Source organism: Roseateles sp. P5_B10 (assembly GCF_056400485.1).
On sequence record NZ_JBFULE010000033.1, the window covers coordinates 1 to 20,801 of the forward strand.

Annotated in this window: 16 protein-coding genes; 7 read left to right on the forward strand and 9 right to left on the reverse strand. The window is 69.3% G+C overall.

Annotated features, from left to right (window positions below; all coding sequences use genetic code 11):
- The 7 genes from AC1DU6_RS04420 to pedF all read right to left on the reverse strand — a co-directional run.
- Nucleotides 1-1,162 (reverse strand): TonB-dependent siderophore receptor (locus AC1DU6_RS04420; RefSeq protein WP_477856171.1); only part of this gene is annotated, 1,162 nt, incomplete at its 3' end.
- A gap of 210 nt (nucleotides 1,163-1,372) precedes the next feature.
- Nucleotides 1,373-2,503, reverse strand: coding sequence for a porin (locus tag AC1DU6_RS04425; RefSeq protein WP_477856172.1), 1,131 nt, complete (start codon nucleotides 2,501-2,503; stop codon nucleotides 1,373-1,375).
- 238 nt (nucleotides 2,504-2,741) lie between these two features.
- Complete coding sequence (locus tag AC1DU6_RS04430; RefSeq protein ID WP_457320501.1) at nucleotides 2,742-5,228, reverse strand: TonB-dependent receptor; 2,487 nt, start codon at nucleotides 5,226-5,228, stop codon at nucleotides 2,742-2,744.
- 21 nt (nucleotides 5,229-5,249) lie between these two features.
- Nucleotides 5,250-6,191: a beta-propeller fold lactonase family protein gene (locus tag AC1DU6_RS04435; RefSeq protein ID WP_457320502.1), complete on the reverse strand. Its 942-nt coding sequence runs from the start codon at nucleotides 6,189-6,191 to the stop codon at nucleotides 5,250-5,252.
- A gap of 13 nt (nucleotides 6,192-6,204) precedes the next feature.
- Entirely contained in the window at nucleotides 6,205-8,328 is a 2,124-nt protein-coding gene (locus AC1DU6_RS04440; protein WP_477856173.1) for a TonB-dependent receptor family protein, read from the reverse strand.
- 198 nt (nucleotides 8,329-8,526) lie between these two features.
- Nucleotides 8,527-9,348: a substrate-binding periplasmic protein gene (locus AC1DU6_RS04445; protein ID WP_457320506.1), complete on the reverse strand. Its 822-nt coding sequence runs from the start codon at nucleotides 9,346-9,348 to the stop codon at nucleotides 8,527-8,529.
- Nucleotides 9,345-9,806 carry a cytochrome c-550 PedF gene (gene pedF, locus AC1DU6_RS04450; protein WP_457320508.1) on the reverse strand — a complete coding sequence of 154 codons (462 nt, stop codon included), beginning with the start codon at nucleotides 9,804-9,806 and terminating at the stop codon, nucleotides 9,345-9,347. The genes AC1DU6_RS04445 and pedF overlap by 4 nt, the downstream gene beginning before the upstream one ends.
- Before the next feature lie 239 nt (nucleotides 9,807-10,045).
- On the opposite strand from pedF, the gene AC1DU6_RS04455 reads away from it, so the two are divergent.
- From AC1DU6_RS04455 to AC1DU6_RS04485, 7 genes are all read left to right on the forward strand, one after another.
- Complete coding sequence (locus AC1DU6_RS04455; protein WP_457320510.1) at nucleotides 10,046-12,157, forward strand: sigma-54-dependent Fis family transcriptional regulator; 2,112 nt, start codon at nucleotides 10,046-10,048, stop codon at nucleotides 12,155-12,157.
- A 455-nt stretch (nucleotides 12,158-12,612) separates the two neighbouring features.
- The gene (gene pqqB, locus AC1DU6_RS04460) at nucleotides 12,613-13,548 is read left to right on the forward strand and encodes a pyrroloquinoline quinone biosynthesis protein PqqB (RefSeq protein WP_457320512.1); all 936 of its coding nucleotides are present in this window, start codon (nucleotides 12,613-12,615) and stop codon (nucleotides 13,546-13,548) included.
- Complete coding sequence (locus tag AC1DU6_RS04465; protein WP_477856174.1) at nucleotides 13,545-14,189, forward strand: hypothetical protein; 645 nt, start codon at nucleotides 13,545-13,547, stop codon at nucleotides 14,187-14,189. The genes pqqB and AC1DU6_RS04465 overlap by 4 nt, the downstream gene beginning before the upstream one ends.
- Nucleotides 14,189-14,797, forward strand: a complete 609-nt coding sequence (locus tag AC1DU6_RS04470; RefSeq protein ID WP_457320516.1) for a hypothetical protein — start codon at nucleotides 14,189-14,191, stop codon at nucleotides 14,795-14,797. Before AC1DU6_RS04465 ends, AC1DU6_RS04470 begins: the two co-directional genes overlap by 1 nt.
- Nucleotides 14,794-15,288 carry a hypothetical protein gene (locus tag AC1DU6_RS04475; protein WP_457320518.1) on the forward strand — a complete coding sequence of 165 codons (495 nt, stop codon included), beginning with the start codon at nucleotides 14,794-14,796 and terminating at the stop codon, nucleotides 15,286-15,288. Before AC1DU6_RS04470 ends, AC1DU6_RS04475 begins: the two co-directional genes overlap by 4 nt.
- Nucleotides 15,289-15,290: 2 nt before the next feature.
- Nucleotides 15,291-15,992, forward strand: coding sequence for a hypothetical protein (locus AC1DU6_RS04480; protein ID WP_457320520.1), 702 nt, complete (start codon nucleotides 15,291-15,293; stop codon nucleotides 15,990-15,992).
- Between the two features lie 139 nt (nucleotides 15,993-16,131).
- A complete protein-coding gene (locus AC1DU6_RS04485; RefSeq protein ID WP_477856175.1) occupies nucleotides 16,132-17,289 on the forward strand; it encodes an alpha/beta hydrolase in 1,158 nt (385 codons plus the stop codon).
- A gap of 316 nt (nucleotides 17,290-17,605) precedes the next feature.
- Here AC1DU6_RS04485 and AC1DU6_RS04490 read toward each other — a convergent pair whose 3' ends face one another.
- Together AC1DU6_RS04490 and AC1DU6_RS04495 are read right to left on the reverse strand one after the other, a co-directional pair.
- Nucleotides 17,606-20,041, reverse strand: coding sequence for a glycoside hydrolase family 2 TIM barrel-domain containing protein (locus AC1DU6_RS04490; protein ID WP_457320524.1), 2,436 nt, complete (start codon nucleotides 20,039-20,041; stop codon nucleotides 17,606-17,608).
- Nucleotides 20,042-20,364: 323 nt separating this feature from the next.
- Nucleotides 20,365-20,766, reverse strand: coding sequence for a hypothetical protein (locus AC1DU6_RS04495; RefSeq protein ID WP_157281071.1), 402 nt, complete (start codon nucleotides 20,764-20,766; stop codon nucleotides 20,365-20,367).
- Nucleotides 20,767-20,801 lie beyond the last annotated feature (35 nt).

The following is a 20,801-nucleotide window of genomic DNA, read 5'->3' on the forward strand; positions in this document are numbered from 1 at the left end:
CCGAGGCTACGGCAACGCGGTACTGCTTGCGTTGGTCGATGAACCGGTACGCATCTGCGCCGACCAGCAACTGGTGCACCAGGCCGCCGGCACGCAGCCTGCCCAGCAGTTCGAAGCGGCCCGACATGTCCAGCGCCGAGTTGTCGCGGCTGCGGCGCTGGCGCACCAGGCTGCGGTCGTCGGCCAGCAGGAAGCGGCCCTCGGTCGAGATCCCATGGATCGAACTCTCGCGGTGGCCGAAGCCGGCCTGGATCGCCCAGTCATCGTTGAAGTCGTGCTGGACGAAGACCTGGTGGCCAGTCGTCTCGGTGGCGTGCGGGCCGTCACCGGGCTCGCCCAGGAAGCGCGAGCGGGGCAGGCGGCCCAGTTCACCGTGGATCGCGACGATGCCGCGGTCGAAGTTGGCGCGCTGCCTGGCGTGCTCCAACTCGTAGGACACGGTGGTGGCATCGCCGGCCCGCCACAGCAGGGACGCCGCCACCATATGGCGCTCGGAGTGCACGTGGTCGCGGTAGCTGTCGCCCTTCTCGCTGGCGGCGTTGAGCCGGTAGGCCAGGCGCTCGCTGAACGGGCCGGTCAGGTCAGCCGTGCTGCGCAGGCGGCCAAAGCTGCCGCCCGAGACCTCCAGCGCATGGCCGGGCTGGAACAGCGGCTTCTTGGTCACGATGTTGACCGTGCCGCCCGGCTCGCCGCGCCCGTAGAGCGCCGACGCCGGCCCCTTCAGCAGCTCGATCATGGCGGTGTTGGCGGTATCGCGCAGCCCGTTGTAGCCGCGGCTGTAGTTGAAGCCATTGACCATGTAGTCGGAACCGAAATTCGGGTCGCCCGTGAAGCCGCGCATCGCGTAGCTGTCCCACAGCCCGCCGAAATTGCTCTGCCTGGCGATGCCACTGCCGAGCTCCAGCGCGTCGGCCAACTGGGTCACACCCGCGTCCGCCAGCATGTCGGCCGACAGCACGCGCACGCTCTGCGCCAGGTCGCGGATCGGCGTGTCGGTCTTCATCGCACCGGTGACGAAGAGGCTGCGATAGGGCTGCCTGGCCGCTTCAACTCTCACGGCCTCCAACTTGTTGCCTTCGGTGTCGGCCGCAGTGACCGGTGCCATGGCTACGGGCTGCGACCAGGCGCCGGCACAGCAAGCCGCCTGGATGAGTGCCGCCATCGCGGCATGAAAAGAGCGGCGCCTGGATTGCAAGTCAGCTCCGGGTCAATCGGGCCTCAGTTTGCCTCGGCGCTGGCAGGCCTGCCAGGAGTCTGCGCCGCGCGACCCGCACGGCGGCGGCGCGGACTGCTTTTGCGGCCGCGCAACGCGAATCAGATATTTGCCAGGATTAACGCCCTCGCCGCGTCGCCGCGAGGGCAGTGCGATAGGTCAGAAGAACACGATCCCCCCCAGTGCTACGCCGCTCATCTTGGCGTCGCTGCCGGTCACCGGCTTCGACGTCGTCCGGCTCACCTCCCCCACCAGCGTCACGCTCTTGGTCAGCCCGTAGTACAGGCCGGCCGTCACATTGGTGTTGCTGCGCAGGTCGCTCGCCACGCCATCCTTCAGCTTGCTCTCGCCCCAGTTCAGGCCGAACTTGGTCTTGGCCGTGGCCTGCCAGGTGGCTTGCAGCAGCACGTTGGTCTGCTTGCGGTTGCCGCTGTCGCCGTCGGACAGCACGCCCAGGCCCTTGCCCGATTGCAGATTGGCCGCGAAGCCCAGCGCGCCGAGGCTGACGCTGGCGCCGACCTCGGCGCCGTTCATCGTGAAGCTGGCAGCGCCGCCGGTGCCTTCGAACTTCTGGTGCTTGACGCCCACCCAGGCCTTGCCGCCATTGAACTTGGCGGTGGCCAGGGCTTGCAGCTGCGGCTCGTTGCGGCCGATGGCGGCGCCGGCGTCGACGGGGCTCATCAGCGCCACCGTGGCCGAGAAGCCGCCGCTGGCGGGCAGGCTGTAGGCGATCTGGCCATACGTGCCGAGGTAGGTGTAGCCGGAGCCGATGTGGCCCAGCGTGACGCGGTTGCGCTGGGTGGCGCTGACGGGGGCGCCGGCGCCGAGCAGGGTCATGTCGCCGAGGATGGCGGACTGGCCGAACAGGCCGTAGTMGCGGCCGAGCTTGACGCTGCCCATGTCGGCATTGCCGAAGGTGACGAAGCCCTGGCGCACGTCGACGTTGCTGTTGTTGGAGATGGCGTCGCCCGAGGCGACGGCCGCGCCGATCATCAGCGTGGCTTGGATGTCATAGCCGTCCTGGCGCGTCTTGGCCGTGGTGGTGAGGGCATTGGGCAGCAGGCCGTTGCCGATGACGGTGCGGCCATCGGTGCCGCCGCAGCCCAGGCCCTTGGTCGCCAGCGCCACGCCGCCGACGGCCTGCGAGCCGGAACAGCTGGTGTGGGTGTAGTAGGCGTTGATGATGCCGCCCAGGCTCAGGTCCCATTCGCCGGCCTTGAAGTCGGCGGCGTGGGCTGTGCCCGCGGCGGTGAGCGCGGCGGCGATGAAGGTGCGGGTGTTGATGTTCATGTTGTCTCCGGTTGTGGTTTTGGGCAGGGTGCTTTGCGCAAGCGCTGTGCCAGTACCGGGCTGGAGCGAAGTGCCCACGCGGGCGTTGCCGCGCGGCGCAGTGGGAGCCATGACGCGTGCCGCGCTGGCACGCTGCTGCGGGTGTGCCCCGACGCGGGCTGTTGCGTGGCGCGGGCGCGCGCTGTGCCGCCGTGCAGCGTGGGTGTGGCGGCGCGCAGCAGTGCCCGAGGGCTTCTCGCTAGAAGCTGTACTTCACGCTCACCACCACGCTGCGCGGCGCGCCTGGCGCGTAGAACGTCGCATGGCGCAACGGCCGGTCGCCGTTCGCGTTGGCCGCAAAGGGCCGGCTCTGAAAATTGCCCGCGCTGTCGAAACCCGTGGGGCCGAGTTGCGCGGCGGTGGCATACACGCGGTCGAGCAGGTTGCCGACCTGGGCGAAGAGCTTGAGCCCCTTCATCGGCTTCCAGGCCGCGTTGATGTTGACCACCGCGTAGCCGGCGCTGCGGCCCGCGCCGAGGTAGTACGTGTCATCGGGCCGGTGCAGGCCGTTCTCGTTGCCGCGCGCTGCTGCGCCGCTCATCGCGATGGCGTCGGCGCCGAGCGACCACGCATCGCCGAGGTCGAGATCGGCATAGAGCTTGAGCATGCGACGCGGCACGAGCGGGATGCGGTCGCCGGGGCGGATGGCGATATTGCCGTCCACGCCGAGCAAGCCCGCCCGGGCCGAGTCGTTGCTGCTGTTGGACGCGCCGTTGACGCGCTCGGCCGTGCGGTAGGTGGCGTCCAGCAGCGTGAGGTTGATGCCCGCCGCCAGGCCCTTGGCGGGCTGCCCGCTCAGGCCCAGCTCCACACCCTGGCGGCGGGTTTTGCCAAAGTTCTTGAAGTAGCCAAAGCCTGCCGCGTCGTCGGTGACGAAGAGCAGGTCGTCGCGGTTGTCGGAGCGGAACACGCCGACGCTCCAGGCCAGTGGCCCGCCAGACGCACCGCGGATGCCCGCCTCGACGGTCGTCGTGACGACCTGCCTGAGCGGCGGGTCGCCGGCCATGGCGTTGGGCAGCTTGCAGGGGTTGGCCGGGTCGGCGCAGCCCAGCTCGATGGAGGACGGGTCGCGGCTGCCCTGGCTCACGCCGGCCCAGGCGTTGACGCCGGCCACCGGCGTGAAGGTCAGGCCCAGCGCGGGGTTGAGGCGGCTGAAGGCGTGGTCGCCGTCCAGTGAGCCCGGGCCGGCACCTGGCGTGATGGCATCGCGGTTGCGCGCCGTGCTGTGGTTGTAGCGGGCGGACACGGTCAGGTGCGTGCCACTCGCCACCGTGAGCACGGTGCTGGCGAACAGGCTGAGCGTGCGCGTGCGGCCCGCCAGGTCCACGCGGGTGTCGTAGGGCGCGCCGTCCACGTTGCCGCCGCTCACGCCATCACCGAAGGCGCCGACGCCGGTGATGCTGCGGTCGGCATTCAGGTAGCCCAGCTCCGAGCCCTGCACGAAATGGCTGCGGCTGAAGTCGGCCGCCGCGCCGATCAGGGACTGACTGGGCAAGCCAAGCAGCCGACCGTCGTGGCTGAGCTGGGTGGTGAAGCCGGCGTTGTGCTGGTTCGTGCGGGTCTGGTTGATGACGCCGTTGCACTTCTCGCCAGGCTCGTCCTTCAGCAGCGCCTGGGCGATGCAGCGCCACTTCGGGAAGGGCGTGTTGGCCGCGCTCTCGCCCGCGGTGGGAAAGCCGGTGTAGCCCGCAGCCGCCAGCGCCGCGCGCTCGGCGGCACTGGGCTGGTAGAGCGACTGGTCGAGCGCGTCGTCGTTCAGGTCGCCGTTGTAGGTGCGCGTGCGGATGCTGCGGACGTAGGCGTTGCCGGCCAGCGTCCACTGCTCGCCGAGCGAATGAGAAAGCGCGAGGTTGAGCAGTGCCGCGCGGTTGCGGGTGTTGTCCGGGCGCGTGTAGACGCTGGCGCGGTCGCGTTCGAGAAAGCGTTGCTCCTGCAGGCCGTTGCCGTTGAGGTCGGTGTCGGCGAGCGACGCGGTCAGTGCAATGTCGGTGTCAGCGCTGCGGTGGCCGAGCTTGGCGAAGAGCTGGTTCACGTCGGACTTTGAATCGACCCGCCAGCCGCGCTCGCGGAACTTGTGGCCGGCCGTGTACCAATGCGTGCCCTCGCCGTCATGGCCGCCATGCTCGAACTCGGCGGCGCGGCGGCCGTGTGAGCCGGCCGTCAGCTGCAGCGACGTGCCCGGTTGCTTCAGCCCGTCCTTGGTCTGCACGCTCAGGGCGCCGCCCAGCGTGTTCAGGCCGAACAGCGGGTTGGAGCCCGGGTTGAGCGCGATGGAAGCGATGGCCGCCTTGGGAATCAAGTCCCAGCTCACCACGTCGCCAAACGGCTGGTTCAGCCGCACGCCGTCGAGGTAGACCGACAGCCCCTGCTGCGAGCCCAGCAGCGGCGAGGCCGTGTAGCCGCGGAAGTTGACGTCGGGCTGCAGCGGGTTGCCCTGCATCTCGTTGAGGTGGACGCTGCCCAGGCGCCGGTTCATGAAGCTGGCGAGGTCCAGGGCCTGGCTGCGCTCGATGTCGGTGGCGCGCGCCGTTTGCACGGCGGCGGGGATCCAGTCGCGCGGGATGTCGACGCCGGCCACCGGCGACACACCGACGACCTGAACCCGTTCGAGCTGGATCTGGGCGTGAGAGGCGGACGCATAGGCGAGTGCCAGCGCCGCCCAGCAACTGCTGTGGCGGTGAGTCATGGGGTTCCCCGGTTGCCGCTGCTAGCGGATCACCACGCCCCAGGGCAGCTTCCCCACCGCCACCTCGGCCACGCGCTGCAGCGTCTCGGTGTCGATGACCGACACCGCGCCCGAGCGCCCGCAGGCCACATAGAGCTTGCGGCCATCGGGCGTCAGCGCCATGTTCCAGGGCCGCTGACCGACCGGGATGGTGGCGACGAGGGCCATGCGCTCCACATCCAGCACCGACACGGTCGCATCGCCGCCGTTGGAGATGAAAACGCGCCTGCCGTCGGGGTGCACGCTGATGCCATTGCTCTTGGGCCCGGCCATCAGCTTGTCCTGCACCGAGAAGGTCTGCATGTTGATGACGTAGATCTCGCTAGACATCTCGGCCGCGACGAAGGCGCGCCGGCCGTCGGGCGAGAAGCCGATGCCGCGCGGGCGCGTGCCGACCGGGATCTGCGCGACCTGGCTGCGCTTGTCCACGTCGATGACATCCACGGCGCTGCCTTCCTCGGCGCTGACCAGCACCCAGCGCCCGTCGGGGCTGAAGACGGCGTGCTCAGGGTTCTTGCCGCGCACCTTGACGGCGAAGCTGCGCGCCATGGTGCGCGTGTCGACGAAGACGATCTCGTTGGCCTCCTCCACGGCGGCCACGACCCAGCGGCCGTCGGGCGACTGGCCCAGGCCTTCGGGCGACTCGCCGAGCGGGATCTCGCCGGCCTGGCGGCGCGCGGCGAGGTCGATGACGACGAGGCGGTTGCCGGGCTGGTCGCTCACGTAGGCGCGGCGGCCGTCAGGGCTGATGACGGCACCGCGCGGCTTGGCGCCCGCGGGCAGTTCGTAGAGCACGGCGTCGGTGGCGGTGTCGATGACGCTCAGCGTGCCGGAGCCCTCGTTGGACACATAGGCCAGTGGGCCGGCTTGGGCCTGGGCTACTGCCGCGGCAAGCAGGGTCAGGGTGGGCAACAGGCGGGCCATGAAGGTCTCCGGTTCAGAAGCGATAGCTCAGGTTGGCGCTGGCGAGGAAGGTGCGGCCCGGTGCGGGCTCGAAGAAGCGGCCATTGCYGTCGTTGACGATGACGGAGCCGGCGTAGCGGCGGCCGGCCAGGTTGTCCACGCGCAGCAGGGCGCCCAGCTCCCAGGGGCCGAGGCTGAGCTGGTAGCCCGCGTGTGCGGCCAGCGTCGCGTAGCCGGGGGCGGCGTCGTTGTTGAGGTCATTGACGTAGACCTTGCTCAGCGCGCGCGCCTCGGCGCCGAAGCGCCAGCCGCCTGCGGGCTGCCAGGTCAGCGCGCCATAGACCGCGGTGCGGGCAATGCCGGGGATGCGGTTGTCGGCGTTGACCTGTTGGTTGGCGGCAGCGCAGGGCGTGGCGGTGCAGGTCAGGAAGCCGTCGCGGTAGCGCGCGTCCAGCCAGGTGGCGGCGACTTGCGCCTGCAGCGTGGTCGCGAGCTGGAACGAGCCCGAGGCTTCCAGGCCGCGGCGGCGGGTGGCGCCGGCGTTCTGGTAGGTGGCGCGGCCGCCCAGGTTGGTCTGCGTGACGATCTCGTGCTCGGTGCCGGTCTGGAACAGCGCCAGCGCTAACTCGGCGCCGTCCCAGGGCCGGGCCTTGATGCCGGCCTCGATGCTGCGGCTCAGCGACGCCTGCAGGCCGAAGTTCAGGCCCGTGGCGCCGCTGGGGCGGTAGGCCAGCTCGTTGAGCGTGGGCGTCTCGAAGCCGCGGCCGGCGGTGGCGTAGACGCGCAGGCGCTCGCTGACCGCGAAGCTTGCGCCCAGCACCGGCAGCGTGGCCGAGTAGCTGGCGGCGCCGCTGTCGTCGGGGTTGGTCTTGGTGATGTAGGCGTCGGTCGAGCGGAAGCTGACCTTGGCGCGGCGCACGCCGGCGTTGAGCAGCCAGGCCGGCGTGGGCCGCCATTCGGCCTGCAGATAGGGGTCGGCGTTGCTGACGCGGTTGCTTTCGTCGCGGCGCAGGGCGCCTTGAACACCGAGCGTCGTGCCGATGAAGTTCTGGGTGCCGACGCGGTGCTCGCTCAGCTCGTCGGCGGCCACGCCGGCGATGACGCTGGCGGTGGCACTTTTCCAGCGCCAGCGCACATCGGCACCCTGATAGTCGCGCGCCAGGTCGATGACGCCGCCGGGGTGCAGCGCATTGGCCTGGGTCGCGACCGGGATGGACTGGAACTGCATCGTCGTGCGGTGGCCCTGGTAGACCATCACGCGCAGGGTGTTGGCGCTGTCGATGCCGTGCTCCAGCACCAGGCCGCCCTGCTGCTGCTTCATCGTCTTGCGGGTGTTGAAGCTCAGCGCGCCGGGGTCGACGCCGCGCGGGTCGGCTTGCCATTGGGCACGGGTCAGGCCGAGCGGATCCTGCGCCTCGGGCAGCTCGACGCTGTTGGCGATCAGCGTCAGCTGCGTGTCGGCGCCGAGCTTGAAGTTCAGCCGCGCGTTGCCCAGGCGGCGCTCGGTCTGGCTGTGCTGGCGGTAGCCGTCGGTCTCGAAGCGGCTGGCGCCCAGCGTGTAGCCGATGGCGCCTGCGCTGCCGCTGGCAGACGCGGCCACGCGACGCAGGCCGTCGCTGCCAAAGCTGACGCCGGCGTCCAGGCGCGGCGGGCCGGCGGGGTTCTCGGAATAGATGCTGATGACACCGCCCGAGGAGTTGCCATACAGCGCCGAGAACGGCCCGCGCAGCACCTCGACGCGGCCCACGGTGCCGATCTCGACGTTGGTGATCTGGCCCTGGCCGTCGGGCAGCGTGGCGGGGATGTCGTCCACGTAGACACGCACGCCGCGGATGCCGAAGCTGGCCCGCGCGCCGAAGCCGCGCACCGAGATCTGCACGTCCTGGGCGTAGTTCTGGCGGTCGCGTGCCAGCAGGCCCGGCACTTGCCCTAGGCCCTCGGAGATGTTGACCTGGGCTCGGCCGGCGCGCAGCGCGTCGCCGTCGATGCGGTTGATGGAAGCGGGCACGTCGAAAGGCGTGGCTTCAGTGCGCGTGGCGGTGATGACGACGGGTTCGAGGACGGTCGGTGCGGGTGCGGGTGCGGCGTGGGCGGCCGCGCTGGCGGCTGCCAGTGCGAGTGCCGTCCTTCGCGCCGCGGGCGCAAATCTCTTTTTCATGGGTATCTCCAGATGCGGTCGGGCCGGCTCGAAGCTCAGAGGGTGAGAGGGAATCCGGCGTGGCCGAGAGGGCTTCCCAAAGCGCCCCGATTTAGGCGCAAAGCACAGCCGTAGCTCAGGCTACGGCGAGCATTTGCAACGACGAGCGGGGTGTTTTGGGGAGTCAAAGCGGGCATGCGGGATTTCCTTTCACCCTCTTCAGACCGGACGCCAGGCCACTTTGTACTTGGTGAAGATCTCGGCGACGCGGCCTTGGCTGACCAGTTGGTTCAACGCGTCCTGCAGGGCCTGGGCGAGATCGGTGGCGTCGCGCTTCACGGCCATGCCGGCCGCCCAGCCGTCGCGCGGCGCACGCGGCGACGGCAGGGGCTCGATGCGGTAGGCCGCGTCGCCAGCCAGCACCGTCTCCAGCTCCGACGCCAGGCCGGCGGCGGCGGCCACTTCGCCGCGCTGCAGTGCGCGGGCGGCCTCGCAGCCGTCCTTGAACTGCGTCAGCAGCTGCTCCCGGTAGGCGCCTCCGTCCGCACCGATCATCAGCCAGCCGGCCAGCGTCTGGCCGGGCACGGCCACGCGGCGTGTGCCGAGCTGGGACAGCGTCTCCAGCCGTGGCAGCTCATCCACACGCCGCGCCAGCATGACGCGCTCACGGTAGTAGGGCCCGAAGATGCGGGCCTGCGGCGTGGCCTCGATCAGCGGGCGGTCCACCGGCACGTGCATCAGCACGTCGGCCGGGCCGTGGCCGAGGTAGTGGCCCTTCCAGACCATGTTGCGCAGGTCGTCGTTCATGTTCTCGTCGGCATTGAAGGCCAGCGGCGCGAACTTGACGCCCAGGGCCTCGGCCAGCGCCTGGCCCAGCTCCATGTCGATGCCCTTGCCCTTCACATGGAAGGGCGGCATGTCCTCGTACAGGCCGACGATGAGCCGGCCGCGCTCGCGCACCTGGGCCAGCGTGGCGGCGCTCGCCCCCGTGCCGGTGAGGGCGCTGGCGGCGGCCCAGGCGAGGATGTGGCGCCGGTTCACAGCGGCTTCTCCCGGCGCACTTCCAGGTAGGACTTGATCGCCCACATCGCTTCCTGCGTGAACACGCCCTCGAAGGGCGGCATGTAGACGGCGCCGTTGCGGCTGCGGCCGTGGCGCACGGTGTTCAGGAAGTAGTCGTCGTTCTCCTTCACGCAGGCGGCCTTTTTGGCGGCGTCCTTCAGCGTGCTGCAGTCGTTGTCCAGCCGGCGCAGGTCGGGCGCAATGCCGCCCGAGATGGCCTCCAGGCCGTGGCAGCGCGCGCAGTTCTGGTTGAAGGCCGAGCTGCCGATCTTGATGGCGGCCTCATCGCCGCGAAAGGGGTTCTCGGGTCGCCAGCCTTCGCCCAGCTGGGGCAGGCTGCTGGTGTCCACGGCCTGGGGGGTGACGTCGCCGTGGGCCCAGGCCACGACGGCCGCGACGCACAGGCTGCCGGCGATGAAGCGGGGATGGAATTTCATGGGTTGTCTCCGGTCGTTGTCTGGGTTTGCAGGCCCGTTCGGGCTCTGTCCCTGCGCTGCAAGCGACATGCCAGGACGGAACTGTTCCAACCTGGAACACCGACCGTGTCGGCGCTTGACCTGTGTCATGGACAGCCGAACCGCTTTGGGACACGATGGCCGCCAGACACAGACAGGCGTGGCACTGACCGCGCCACCGCCGAGACAAGCCTGCGACAGGCAGGCGCATGAGAGCCTCTATGCCCACCATCGAGACCGAAGCGCCGGCCAGCCCGGCGCCGCCGGGGCCCCCACGACAGGCCTTCATCGAGCGCAGCCACCAGCGCAGCGAAGCGCTGGGCCTGAAGCGCCACGAGAAAAGCGGGCTGGACCCGATGATCCGCAGCGACCTCAACCTCGCGCGCGAACGCAACCAACGCCTGTACACCCACGCCGCGCCGGTGATGCAGCTGCTCTACGAGCAGATCGTCAACACCGAAAGCATGATCGTGCTGACCGACGCGCAGGGCACCATCCTGCACGCGGTGGGCGACGACAGCTTTCTGGCCCGCGCCCACCGCGTGGCGCTGGCGCCGGGTGAGAACTGGGCCGAGCATGCCAAGGGCACCAATGCCATCGGCACGGCGCTGTTCGAGGAGGTGCCCACGCTCGTGCATGGCGGCGAGCACTTCATCCACGCCAACAACTTCCTGACCTGCTCGGCCTCACCCATCTTCGACCCGCGCGGCAACATGCTCGGCGTGCTGGACGTGACGGGCGACCACCGCGGCTACCACCAGCACACCATGGGCCTGGTGCGCATGTCGGCCCGCATGATCGAGAACCACTGGCTCTCTGACGACTACAACAACCGCCTGCGCCTGCACTTCCACAGCCGGCCCGAGTTCATCGGCACGCTGCTCGAAGGCATCCTGGTCGTGTCGCCGGAAGGCCGGCTGCTGGGCGCCAACCGCGCCGCGCTGGACCAGCTCGGCGTCAGCGGCGCGGAGCTGCGCATGCGCAGCCTGAGCAGCCTGCTGGGCACGACGCCGGCGGCCATCTACGACCACTTCCGCATGCCGATGTCGCCGCCGATGCAGCTGTGCCTGCCAACGGGCCAGAGCTTCTTCGTCAGCGCGCGCTTCGACTGGCCCTCGCGCCCGGTGGTGGGGGGCCTGCGCAATGCGGAGATGGCCGACGTCATCGATGCGCGCGAGCCCTCGCAGGGCACCAGCTCGCTGCGCGAAGGCGAATGGACCGGCGGTGTGCCCAGCCCGGACGCGCCGGCCCAGCCGGCGGACATCGTGGCGACGGCGGCCACGGCCAACGGCGCCCAGCGCTTCTCCGGCCTGCAATACCTGCGCACCGGCGACCCGCAGCTGGAGACCGTCATCCAGAAGGTCAAGCGTGTGCTGGACCGCGGCATCCCGCTGCTCATCCTCGGCGAGACCGGCACAGGCAAGGAGCTGCTGGCCCGCGCGGTGCACCACGACTCGGTGCGCGCCCGCCAGGCCTTCGTGGCCGTGAACTGCGCGTCCATCCCCGAGAGCCTCATCGAGGCCGAGCTGTTCGGCTACGAGGAAGGCGCTTTCACCGGCGCGCGGCGCAAGGGTGCGCCGGGGCGGCTGGTGCAGGCCAACGGCGGCACGCTGTTCCTGGACGAGATCGGCGACATGCCGCTGCCGCTGCAGGCGCGGCTGCTGCGCGCGCTGCAGGAGCGCAGCGTGACGCCGCTGGGCAGCACCAAGTCCATCGCGGTGGACATCGCCGTCATTGGCGCCACGCACCGCAACCTGCGCGAGATGATTGCCGCGCAGACCTTCCGCGAGGACCTCTACTACCGCCTCAACGGCCTGGCCCTGCGCCTGCCGGCGCTGCGCGAACGTACCGACGTGGAAGCCATCGTGCGGCGCATCCTGCAGGCCGAGCGCCCGCAGGACACGCCCGAGCTCAGCCCCCAGGTGCTCTCCATGTTCCGCCGCTACCAGTGGCCGGGCAACATCCGGCAGCTGGCCAATGTGCTGCGCACGGCAGCGGTGATGTCGGCAGGCGAGCGGCTGGTGACGACGAATCACCTGTCGGATGACTTCCTCGAAGACATGCAGCGCGCTGTGGGCGGCATGACACCGGCCCCGCCGCCCGCGCTGGCGCCGGCCTGGCCGCCCTTCGAGCCGCATGCCGCGCTTCCTGCACTGGTCGCACCGGCCGCGGAGCCCGCGAGCGCGCGCACGCTGGAGCAGGCCGAGATCGACATGATCCGCGCCACGCTGGACGCAGCGGGCGGCAACATCTCGCTGGCCTCCAAGCAGTTGGGCATCAGCCGCAACACGATCTACCGCCGGCTGCGCTGGAACACGCCCAGGGCCTGTTAACGCTACGGCAGTAAGTCGCGAAGGTCAGCCGCCAGGGGCCAATCAAGGCGCAGTGCGCCGCCCGCATTGATATGCGGGCAAGCGGTGCAACGCTGAGTGGCCCCTGGCGGCTGACCTTCCCTTCGGGTTGTARCCAGAAAGCCCGCGCGCGGCGTTGCGAAGCCTCGCTTGGGGCCTACCCAAGCTTCGTTTCGCGCCTTGCTCGCGGGCTTTCTGGCTACAACGCGGCCTGCTGCCGTAGCGTTAACAGGCCCTAACCGTTGTTCCCGGGCCTCAATGCAGGCCCGGGACTTTCCCGGGGGAGGTGCTGCACCGCGCTGTGCCGAACTGGAGCAAAACCCCTCATTGACGCCGGCTGCAACGGCGTTCTGGCAAGGCACGGGTCTTGCACCCCTGGGTGCATCGACCTGCTGACTGCCTGCTCCCATGTCCCGTCTTCTTCTGCGCGGCTTCCCATGAAGCTCCTCGTCCTCGGCTCCGGCGCGGGCGGTGGTTTTCCGCTGTGGAACTGCCACTGCCGGCTGTGCAGCAGCTGGCGCCGCGGTGAGCTCGACGCCAGCGCGCGCACGCAAAGCGCCATCGCCATCTCGCAGGACGGGCGGCCCGGCGAGGGCTGGCTGCTCATCAACGCCAGCCCCGACCTGCCGCAGCAGATCCGGGCCACGCCCGCGCTGCAGCCGGCCCACGCGGGCGACATGCCCATCCGCGCCGTCGTGCTGCTGGACTCGCGGCTGCATCACGTGGCCGGGCTGCTCTCCTTGCGCGAGAGCCGTGAGCTGGAGGTCTATGCCACGCCGCTGGTGTTCGAGGACCTGACGGCCGAGCTGCCGCTGCTGCACGTGCTGGAGAGCTACTGCCGCGTGCGCTGGCGCATGCTGCCCATCGCCGGCGACGTGCGCAGCGCCGCCTTCGAGATCCCGGGCTTCCCGGCGCTGAGCTTTGCCGCCGTGGCCGTGCCGGCGCGGGCGCCGCGGCATGCGCGGCTGCGCAGCGAGGCAGCAGGCGAGTGCATCGCGCTGCAGGTGCAGGACCTGCGCACGGGCCGGCGCGTCTTCCTGTCGCCAGCGCTGGCCGAGGTTGGCGAGGCCGAGCTGGCCTGGATGCGCCGGGCCGACTGCGTCGTCGTCGACGGCAGCTTCTGGACCGAGCACGGCATGCAGGAAGCCGGCATCGGCTCGGTCAGCGCCAGCGACAAGGGCCACCTGCCGCAAAGCCGCCACGGCGAGCGGCCCGGGATGATCGACGCGCTGCGGGCCAGCGGCGCGCCGCGCAAGGTGCTCACGCACATCCACCACAGCAATCCCATCCTCGACCGCGGCGGCGCCCAGCGCCGTGAGCTGCTGGCGCACGGCATCGAGGTGGCGCATGACGGCATGGAGATTGAACTGTGAGCACAGCGACCGCCGCCCCACGGCCCGCGCGCCCGGCCGAGCCACTGTGGCTGGAATGGCTGACCCTCGTCGGCGGCCTGGCCTTTTGCACCTGGCTGCTGGGTGCGCGCGGCGTCTGGGCGCTGCTGCTGGGCGCCGACCCCACGGGCCTGACGCTGGTCATCATGGCCGTCTTCCTGTGCTCCACGCTGTGGTGCGGCCAGCGCTCGCGCGAGCTGCAGCGCCAGCGTGACTTGCTGGCTGATCCGCGGCTCGCCCGCGCCGGAGAGGCCTGCTGGGCGGCCGAATACCTGGGCGCGCCTGGCGACATCGCCACCGAGCTGCTGCTGGAGCACAGCCATGGCCCGCACGGCACGGCCTGGTGGGTCAACGGCATCCAGCTCAAGCTCGGGCTGCTGGGCAAKGTCATCGGCTTCTCGATGCTGGCGCTGACCATCGGCAAGCTGCAGAGCTTCGACCCGGCGCAGTCGCAGGAGTTGCTGCGCAGCCTGACGGCGGGCCTGGGCGTGGCGCTGCTGACGACCATGGTGGGCCTGGTGGGCAACATCCTGCTGGGTTTGCAACTGACCCGGTTGGACCGTTTCGCTGATGCCTTGGTGGCCGACATCCAACGCGCCGCGCTCCGAAAGGACGGTGTGTGATGCGCCGCCTGCGCCGGGGTTCGAGGGAGGCCGAGGTCGACCCCTTCTACGACATGCTGTTCAACCTGCTGATCGGCTTTGTCTTCTGCTTCATCGTGGCGTTGCTGGCCATGAACCCGCGCGCCACCAAGGCCGGCGACGTGCCGTCCAAGGCCGAGTACCTGATCAACGTCGCCTGGCCGGACAACAGCCCCAACGACATCGACACCTGGGTGCAGGACCCGGGCGGCAACCTGGTGTGGTTCCGCCAGCGCGAGGCCGGGCTGATGTACCTGGACCGCGACGACCGCGGTGACGCCAACGCCGCCACCATCGTCAACGGCCAGCGCATCCAGAGCCCCTTCCGGCAAGAGGTGGTGAGCATCCGCGGCATCGTGCCCGGAGAGCACATCGTCAACGCCCAGTACTACCAGTCCAACGACGGCCAGCCGGTGCCGGTGACCGTGACGGTCATCAAGGTCAACCCGCGCGCCGACGTCGTCTTCTACGGCACGGTCAAGCTGGCCCGCAAGGGCGACGAAGCCACCGCCGTGCGCTTCACGCTGCAGCCCGATGGCAGCGTCGTCAACGTCAACACGCTTCCAAAAAGTCTGATGCAAAGACCATGACTCTGCCCATCATCCTCAGCTTTGCCGCACTGCTGCTGCTGTGTCTGCTTGCCCTGCTGCAGTCGCGCTGGCCGGTGTGGCTGCGCGGCCTGCTGGTGGTCGGCGTGAGCTGCTTCTACTTCTACGCCGAGGGTGCCATCCACACGCTGTGGGGCTGGCCCAGCGGCGATCCGCTGCCCGAGCGCTTCGTGCTGCTGGCCGCCGTCATCGAGGAGCCCGCCGGCAAGCGCGACGGGGCCCTCTATGTCTGGGTCAACGCCGTGGAAGACGGCAGGCCCGCCGCCCAGCCGCGTGCCTACCAGTTGCCCTACAGCAAGGACCTGCATGCCCTGCTCAACGAGGGCCTGAAGAAGGTGCGCAACGGTATCGCCCAGCTGGGCACGGCCGAGCCCAAGGTCGGTCGCAAGGGCCTGGCCTGGCTGCGGCCGGGCAGCGACGAGCAGCGCGTCAAGCTTCGCGACATGCCCTTGCCGCAGCTTCCCGAGAAGTGATCATGCGGCGCTACTTCTTCCTCGCTTCGATCGCCCTGGCCGGCTGCAGCCGCGCGCCCGAGGGGCAGTCCTGGTTCCCGCTCGAAGCCGGCCACCGCTGGACCTACACCGTCACCACGCGAAGCGGCGCCGACACCAGCGAGCGCGAGAGCCTGACGCTGCGCACGTTGGGCTCGGCCACGCTGGTGCTGGACGACCAGCCCGCCTGGCAGCGCCGCAGCGACAGCGGCGTGAACTACTGGCTGCGTGCCGACGCCAGCGGCATCGTGCGCGTGGCCAGCAAGAGTGACATGCAGGCCGACCCGGTGGCCGATGCGCCGGGCCGCTTCGTGCTGAAGGCGCCGTTCGTGGTCGGCACGCAATGGCAGGCGCCGACGACGGCCTACTTGCTGATGCGCACGGCCGAGTACCCGCGCGAGATCAAGCACAGCCATCCGAACATCCCCATGACCTATGAAATCGAGGCGGTGTCCGACGTGGTGCGCACGTCGGCAGGCAGCTTCTCGCCCTGCCTGCGCGTGCGTGGCAGCGCGACGGTGAAGATCTTCGTCGACGCCATCACCGGCTACCGCGACCAGCCGCTGACGACACTGGAGTGGTATTGCCGCGGCGTCGGCCTCGTGAAGCTGGAACGCAGCGAGCCGTCCACCTCGCCGATGCTGGTGGGCGGCTCGCGAACGCTGGAGCTCGAGTCCTGGCAGTAATACCCATGGGCCGAGCGCCGGGCCGTTCCCTGGCACGGCACACTGCGCCCCGGCCGTGTCGGCCGAGGGAGCAAAAGCTGTGTTGGATGTTTCGCGTGTGACGGCAGCCCGCTTGGGGCGCCGAAGGTTCCTGGGCGGGATGCTGCTGGCGCCTTTCGCCGGCGCGGCCGGCGCCGCCGGTTGGACGCCCGGCAACGGCCCCTACGCGGTGGGCAGCAGTTGCATGAAGGCCGAGCCGGCGACCGCAGCGCCGATGGCGGACTACCTCATCGGCAGCCTGTCGCCGCAAGGCCCGCTGTACCTGGACCAGCTGATCAGCGATCGCCAGGCCACGCTGGTGATCGACGTGAAGGTGCCCAAGGACTGGCCGTATGCCGGGGCGCTGGCCGGACGCAGCCTGCCGGTGGTGCTGACGGTGTTCTACCCGACACCGGCCGACAACCGCCGCCCCGACTACACCTTCCCTGAGGAGACCGGCTGGTATCGCCTGCCGCACATGCAGCGGCCCGGCGAGGCGCCGCTGTTTGCCGACGAGCGGGCGCGCTACCCGCTGATCGTTCACTCCGGCGGGCAGGGCACGCATGGGCTGTGGCACATCGGGAAGCTCGCGCACCTGGCCTCGCAGGGCTACATCGTGGTCGACGTTTACCACGGTGAYAGGCGCACGCCGGGCGGCAGCGAAATGTTCGCCCTGCGCAGCCTGGCCGTGCGCGCGGCGCTGGACCATGTGCTGGCCCACCCACACTACGCAGACCACATCKACGCCGCCCGCATCGGCGCCACCGGCAGCAGTGCCGGCGGCCTGACCGTGCTCACGCTGATGGGCGGCTTGAACCCCGCGCGGCGCGGCCTGTCCCTGGCCGACGAGCGCATCAAGGCCGGCTTCGGGACGGTGCCCTTTCCCGGCATCGGCATGGCCGCGGCACGGGCCATGGGCCTGCCCGTGAACCTGCCTCCGGGTGCCGGCCCGAATTTCTGGAACTTCGGCCTTGACTTCGCCGGCCTCGCTGCCGTCAAGCGGCCCTGGTTTGCGGTCAGCGGCGAGTTGGACAGCAACGTGCCGGCCGCCGACGTGCTGGCCGCCGCCCACGCCGTGGGCGGCCCCGCCTGGGTGGTGGAGATGAAGGGCCAGACCCACGGCTTCAACGAAGCGGCCAACGCCGAGACGGGCGGCTGGGAGGCGGCCTTTTTCGACGCGCACCTGCGCAACGACGCCGCGGCCCGCGCGCTGCTGCGCCCCGATGCCCAGCCGGCCGGGCCCGAGGCGCTCGGCCGCATGCTGCTGCAGCCGGCCTGAGCTCGGTAGGCTAATGGGGTGAGCATGTCGAATCCCAACGCAAGCGGCGGCATATGGGATCAACGACATCGCGCGTGGCTAGGTGTCAAGACCCGCCTGTTTGTATACGGCGCGCTTGAACAAATGGGGTTTGGAGACCTGCCAAGCTTGAAGGGCTTGCACGGGTGAGCGATGGTCGGGCATAGATGCGCCGGCCCGGCGTGGTGCGGCGGGTCCCAAAGGTGTAGACGCCGATCAGGCCCGTCATCAGCATCAGCACGTTGGGCAGGCCCTTGTACGAGGCCAGCGGCCAGACCAGCGCTGCGCTACTGCGGTTTCATCGCGCAATCACGTCGAGCCGCATCCGCTGCGTCGGCAGGCCCTCGACGGCAACTTCAACCACGATGGGGCCGGGCGAAGCGCCCGCGCGGACTGCCGCCACCATCCGACCGTGGAAGGTCTTGCGTTCGCCCGATTGCAGGCTGCTCGCATCGACGGGGTCGCCGTTGCCCGCGCCGCCCAGCACGCCGGCGCCGGTCACACTGACCTTCACCTGGCGATCACCGGCGCGCGCGTAGATGGGAACGCCGTCGCTGTCGGCCAGCTCGATCGTCACGTAGGCCAGGTCCTCGCCATTGGCCTTCAGCTGCGACCGATCCGCGGTCGCCTTGAACGCCGCCGGCAGACCCGCTGTGCGCAGCTCCCACTGGCCAGCGCGCCTGCCGTCCCGATAGCCGACCGCCAGCAGGCGGCCCGGGGCATATGGCACGACGAACCGGGCCTTGTATTCAGTGGCGAGGCCTACGGCCTGCCGCCCCAGGCTCTTGTCGTTGAGGAAGAGTTCGACCTCCGGGAACTCCGAGTACACCGCGACGTTCAGCGGCCTGCCTTCCTGGCCGCCCCACGACCAGCTGGGATGCACGTCCTCCAGCGTCCAGTCGCTGTGCGGGTCGCCTTCCGGGAAGGGATGGTGCGGGAAGGCGCGAGTGCCAGCCGGCTGCTCGACGAAGGCCGCGATCGGGTCGATGCCGGTCTTCCACAGCACCTGGCGGTAATAGGCGGCGGGTCGCTTGCGCCCGGTAGCGTCGATCTCTCCGCAATAGGCCAGGTGCCACGGATATGGGCCCCAGGTCTTCCAGTCCTGCTTGGCGTTCACCCAGCCGATGCCGGCCTCGCCGAGGTAGTCGAAGGAGGTCCACACGAAATCGCCGATCACCCACGGCAGGGTCTCCACCGGTCGCCAGTAGTTGAAGGCGTATCGGGACAGGGACTCGCCGCTGTACATGACGCGCGACGGGTATTGCTCGTGGTCGCGTTCGAACAGGTGGGGCATGTAGTTGTAGCCGGCCGCGTCGAGCTCGCCATATGCGCTGGCGATCGTCGGGGAGTCGATGCTGACCGCCTGGGTCACCGGCCGGGTCGCGTCGAGCTGGCGGACCCGCTGGACCAACATCCGTGCGGTCTTCGCGCCCTCGGGCGTGCCCTGCTCCCGGATCTCGTTGCCGATGCTCCAGAACAGCACGCTGGGGTGATTGCGGCCGCTGATGATCAGGCTGTCCAAGTCCTTCTGCCAGTTGTCAGCGAAGAAGCGCGCGTAGTCGGCRCTGGTCTTGCTGTTTCGCCAGGCGTCGAAGGCCTCGTTGATGACCAGCATGCCGAGCTCATCGGCAGCGTCCAGGGTGGCTTGGCTTGCTGGGTTGTGGGCGTTGCGGATGGCGTTGTAGCCGGTCGCCTTCATCAGCGCGACCTTGCGCGCATCCGCATCGGGAAGCCCGGCGGCGCCGAGCATGTAGTTGTCGTGGTGGATGTTGCCGCCGCGCAGCAGCACCTTCTCGCCATTGATGCGCAAGCCGTTTTTCGCATCGATCGCCACGGTACGGATGCCGAAGCGGGTCAGGCGCACATCGGTCGCGACACCGTTAACGCGCACCTCCTGGCGAAGCAGGTAGAGATGCGGTGCCGACGGCCCCCACAGCCTGGGCTTGTCCACGGCCAGAGCTTGCCCGGCATCCACCTGGCCGCGCGCCGGCACGACGTAACGCTTGCTGGCGCGGGCGACGGTCTCGCTGCCGTCGACGCTGGTCACGGCCGTGACCACTTCCACCTGCTGTGGCTTGACCTGGCGGTTGGAGAGGCGTGTCCGAACGTCCAGGTCCGCCCGTTGACCGGTCGCGGCGCGGGTCGCAACCGCCACGCTGTCGGGGTCGATGTACACCGGGTCCAGCAGTTCCACAGCCACCGGGCGGATCAGGCCCGAGCCGGCATACCAGCGCGACGACGAGTCCACATGGCGCGCCCGGACGACGATGACGTTGTCGCCCGCCTTGACCTTGCCTGTCAGGTCCAGCGTGAATGCGGTGTAGCCGTAGCGATGCTGTCCCACAGGCTCGCCATTCAGCCAGATGTCCGAGTCCATGTAGACGGCTTCGAACTTGAGCCGGACCACGCGGGCGGCTTCGGCCGAAGTCAGCGTGAGATGACGCCGGTACCAGCCGGTGCCACCAGGGATGTAGCCGGAGTCGCGGCCACCCACGGTGGCGGGATCAAAGGGTGGCGCCCCGTCCGCCTTGTCCAGGATGGAGAAGTCGTGCGGCACGGCCACCTGGCGCCATGCGCCGTCGTCGAAGTCGGGCCGCTCCGCGCCCTTGATCTCCCCCGCCATGAAACGCCACCCCATGGTGAGACGGCGTTCCTCAGCGGTCGACGTGATCGAGACGAGCGCCAGCATCAGCGCCCATGGCAAGCGGCGCGTGAACTTGTTGAGCCTCAACATCAATTTGTGTCCAGTGAAAATCTCGAGAGGCAGCCCCAGCCCCCACAGAGCTTCGTCCGAAGTCAGCGGGCCGCAGCCCGTAGGTTAATGGGATGAGCATCGCGAACCCCAGCGTCTACGCGCCGGTACCGTTGGGGTTCACTTTGTTCACCTCAACCTACGGGCTGTTGGCGCCCAAGTAGTGGCAGAGGGCTCGTTTCGGCCATGAGCGGAAGTTCACTCTGGCGGGATCATCGGCCGGTCAACTCACAAAGCTGTCGCCCAACGTCGAAGCTCAGCGGACGGCGAAGCCGTCCGCTGGAGTGAAAGGTTGGGCCGCTTGATCATGGGCAAGCAGGCAGCTGTCGCTCTGCAAGCTCAGCCTCCGACGCGTCCTGAACATATGCCCCAGCCACTTCAAGCACTTTGAGATCTTCGCTCCAGGAAGCACCCAGTCGTTCAAGATTCCGGCGAGACAGTGATTCCTCTGTTTCACGCGCCATGAGATCTGCGCAAATGTATTTAGGAATCCATTGCTTCTTTCGAGCGCACTGCGTGAATTCCGGCGACTTAAGCCTCAGTCGGCCTTCTGCAATCCAGCGCCCGAGGAAGGTATCGGCGTACGCCGCATCTTGCGCAACGCAAAGCCGAATCACCGGAAACACCCACATTGGCCCGGCACCGCCCGCCAATACCGGCGCGGCACAGGAAAGAGCTAAGGCAGCGAAATAGCTTCGGAATCTCATGCGGTTCAACGTGCGAGCTCAGCGGACGGCGAAGC

Coding starts and splice junctions, on each gene's coding strand:
- AC1DU6_RS04470 (WP_457320516.1), top strand. CDS start 14,189: ATGCGCCGCCTGCGCCGGGGTTCGAGGGAGGCCGAGGTCGACCCCTTC.
- AC1DU6_RS04495 (WP_157281071.1), bottom strand. CDS start 20,766: ATGAGATTCCGAAGCTATTTCGCTGCCTTAGCTCTTTCCTGTGCCGCG.
- AC1DU6_RS04455 (WP_457320510.1), top strand. CDS start 10,046: ATGCCCACCATCGAGACCGAAGCGCCGGCCAGCCCGGCGCCGCCGGGG.
- AC1DU6_RS04430 (WP_457320501.1), bottom strand. CDS start 5,228: ATGACTCACCGCCACAGCAGTTGCTGGGCGGCGCTGGCACTCGCCTAT.
- AC1DU6_RS04475 (WP_457320518.1), top strand. CDS start 14,794: ATGACTCTGCCCATCATCCTCAGCTTTGCCGCACTGCTGCTGCTGTGT.
- AC1DU6_RS04480 (WP_457320520.1), top strand. CDS start 15,291: ATGCGGCGCTACTTCTTCCTCGCTTCGATCGCCCTGGCCGGCTGCAGC.
- pqqB (WP_457320512.1), top strand. CDS start 12,613: ATGAAGCTCCTCGTCCTCGGCTCCGGCGCGGGCGGTGGTTTTCCGCTG.
- AC1DU6_RS04435 (WP_457320502.1), bottom strand. CDS start 6,191: ATGGCCCGCCTGTTGCCCACCCTGACCCTGCTTGCCGCGGCAGTAGCC.
- pedF (WP_457320508.1), bottom strand. CDS start 9,806: ATGAAATTCCATCCCCGCTTCATCGCCGGCAGCCTGTGCGTCGCGGCC.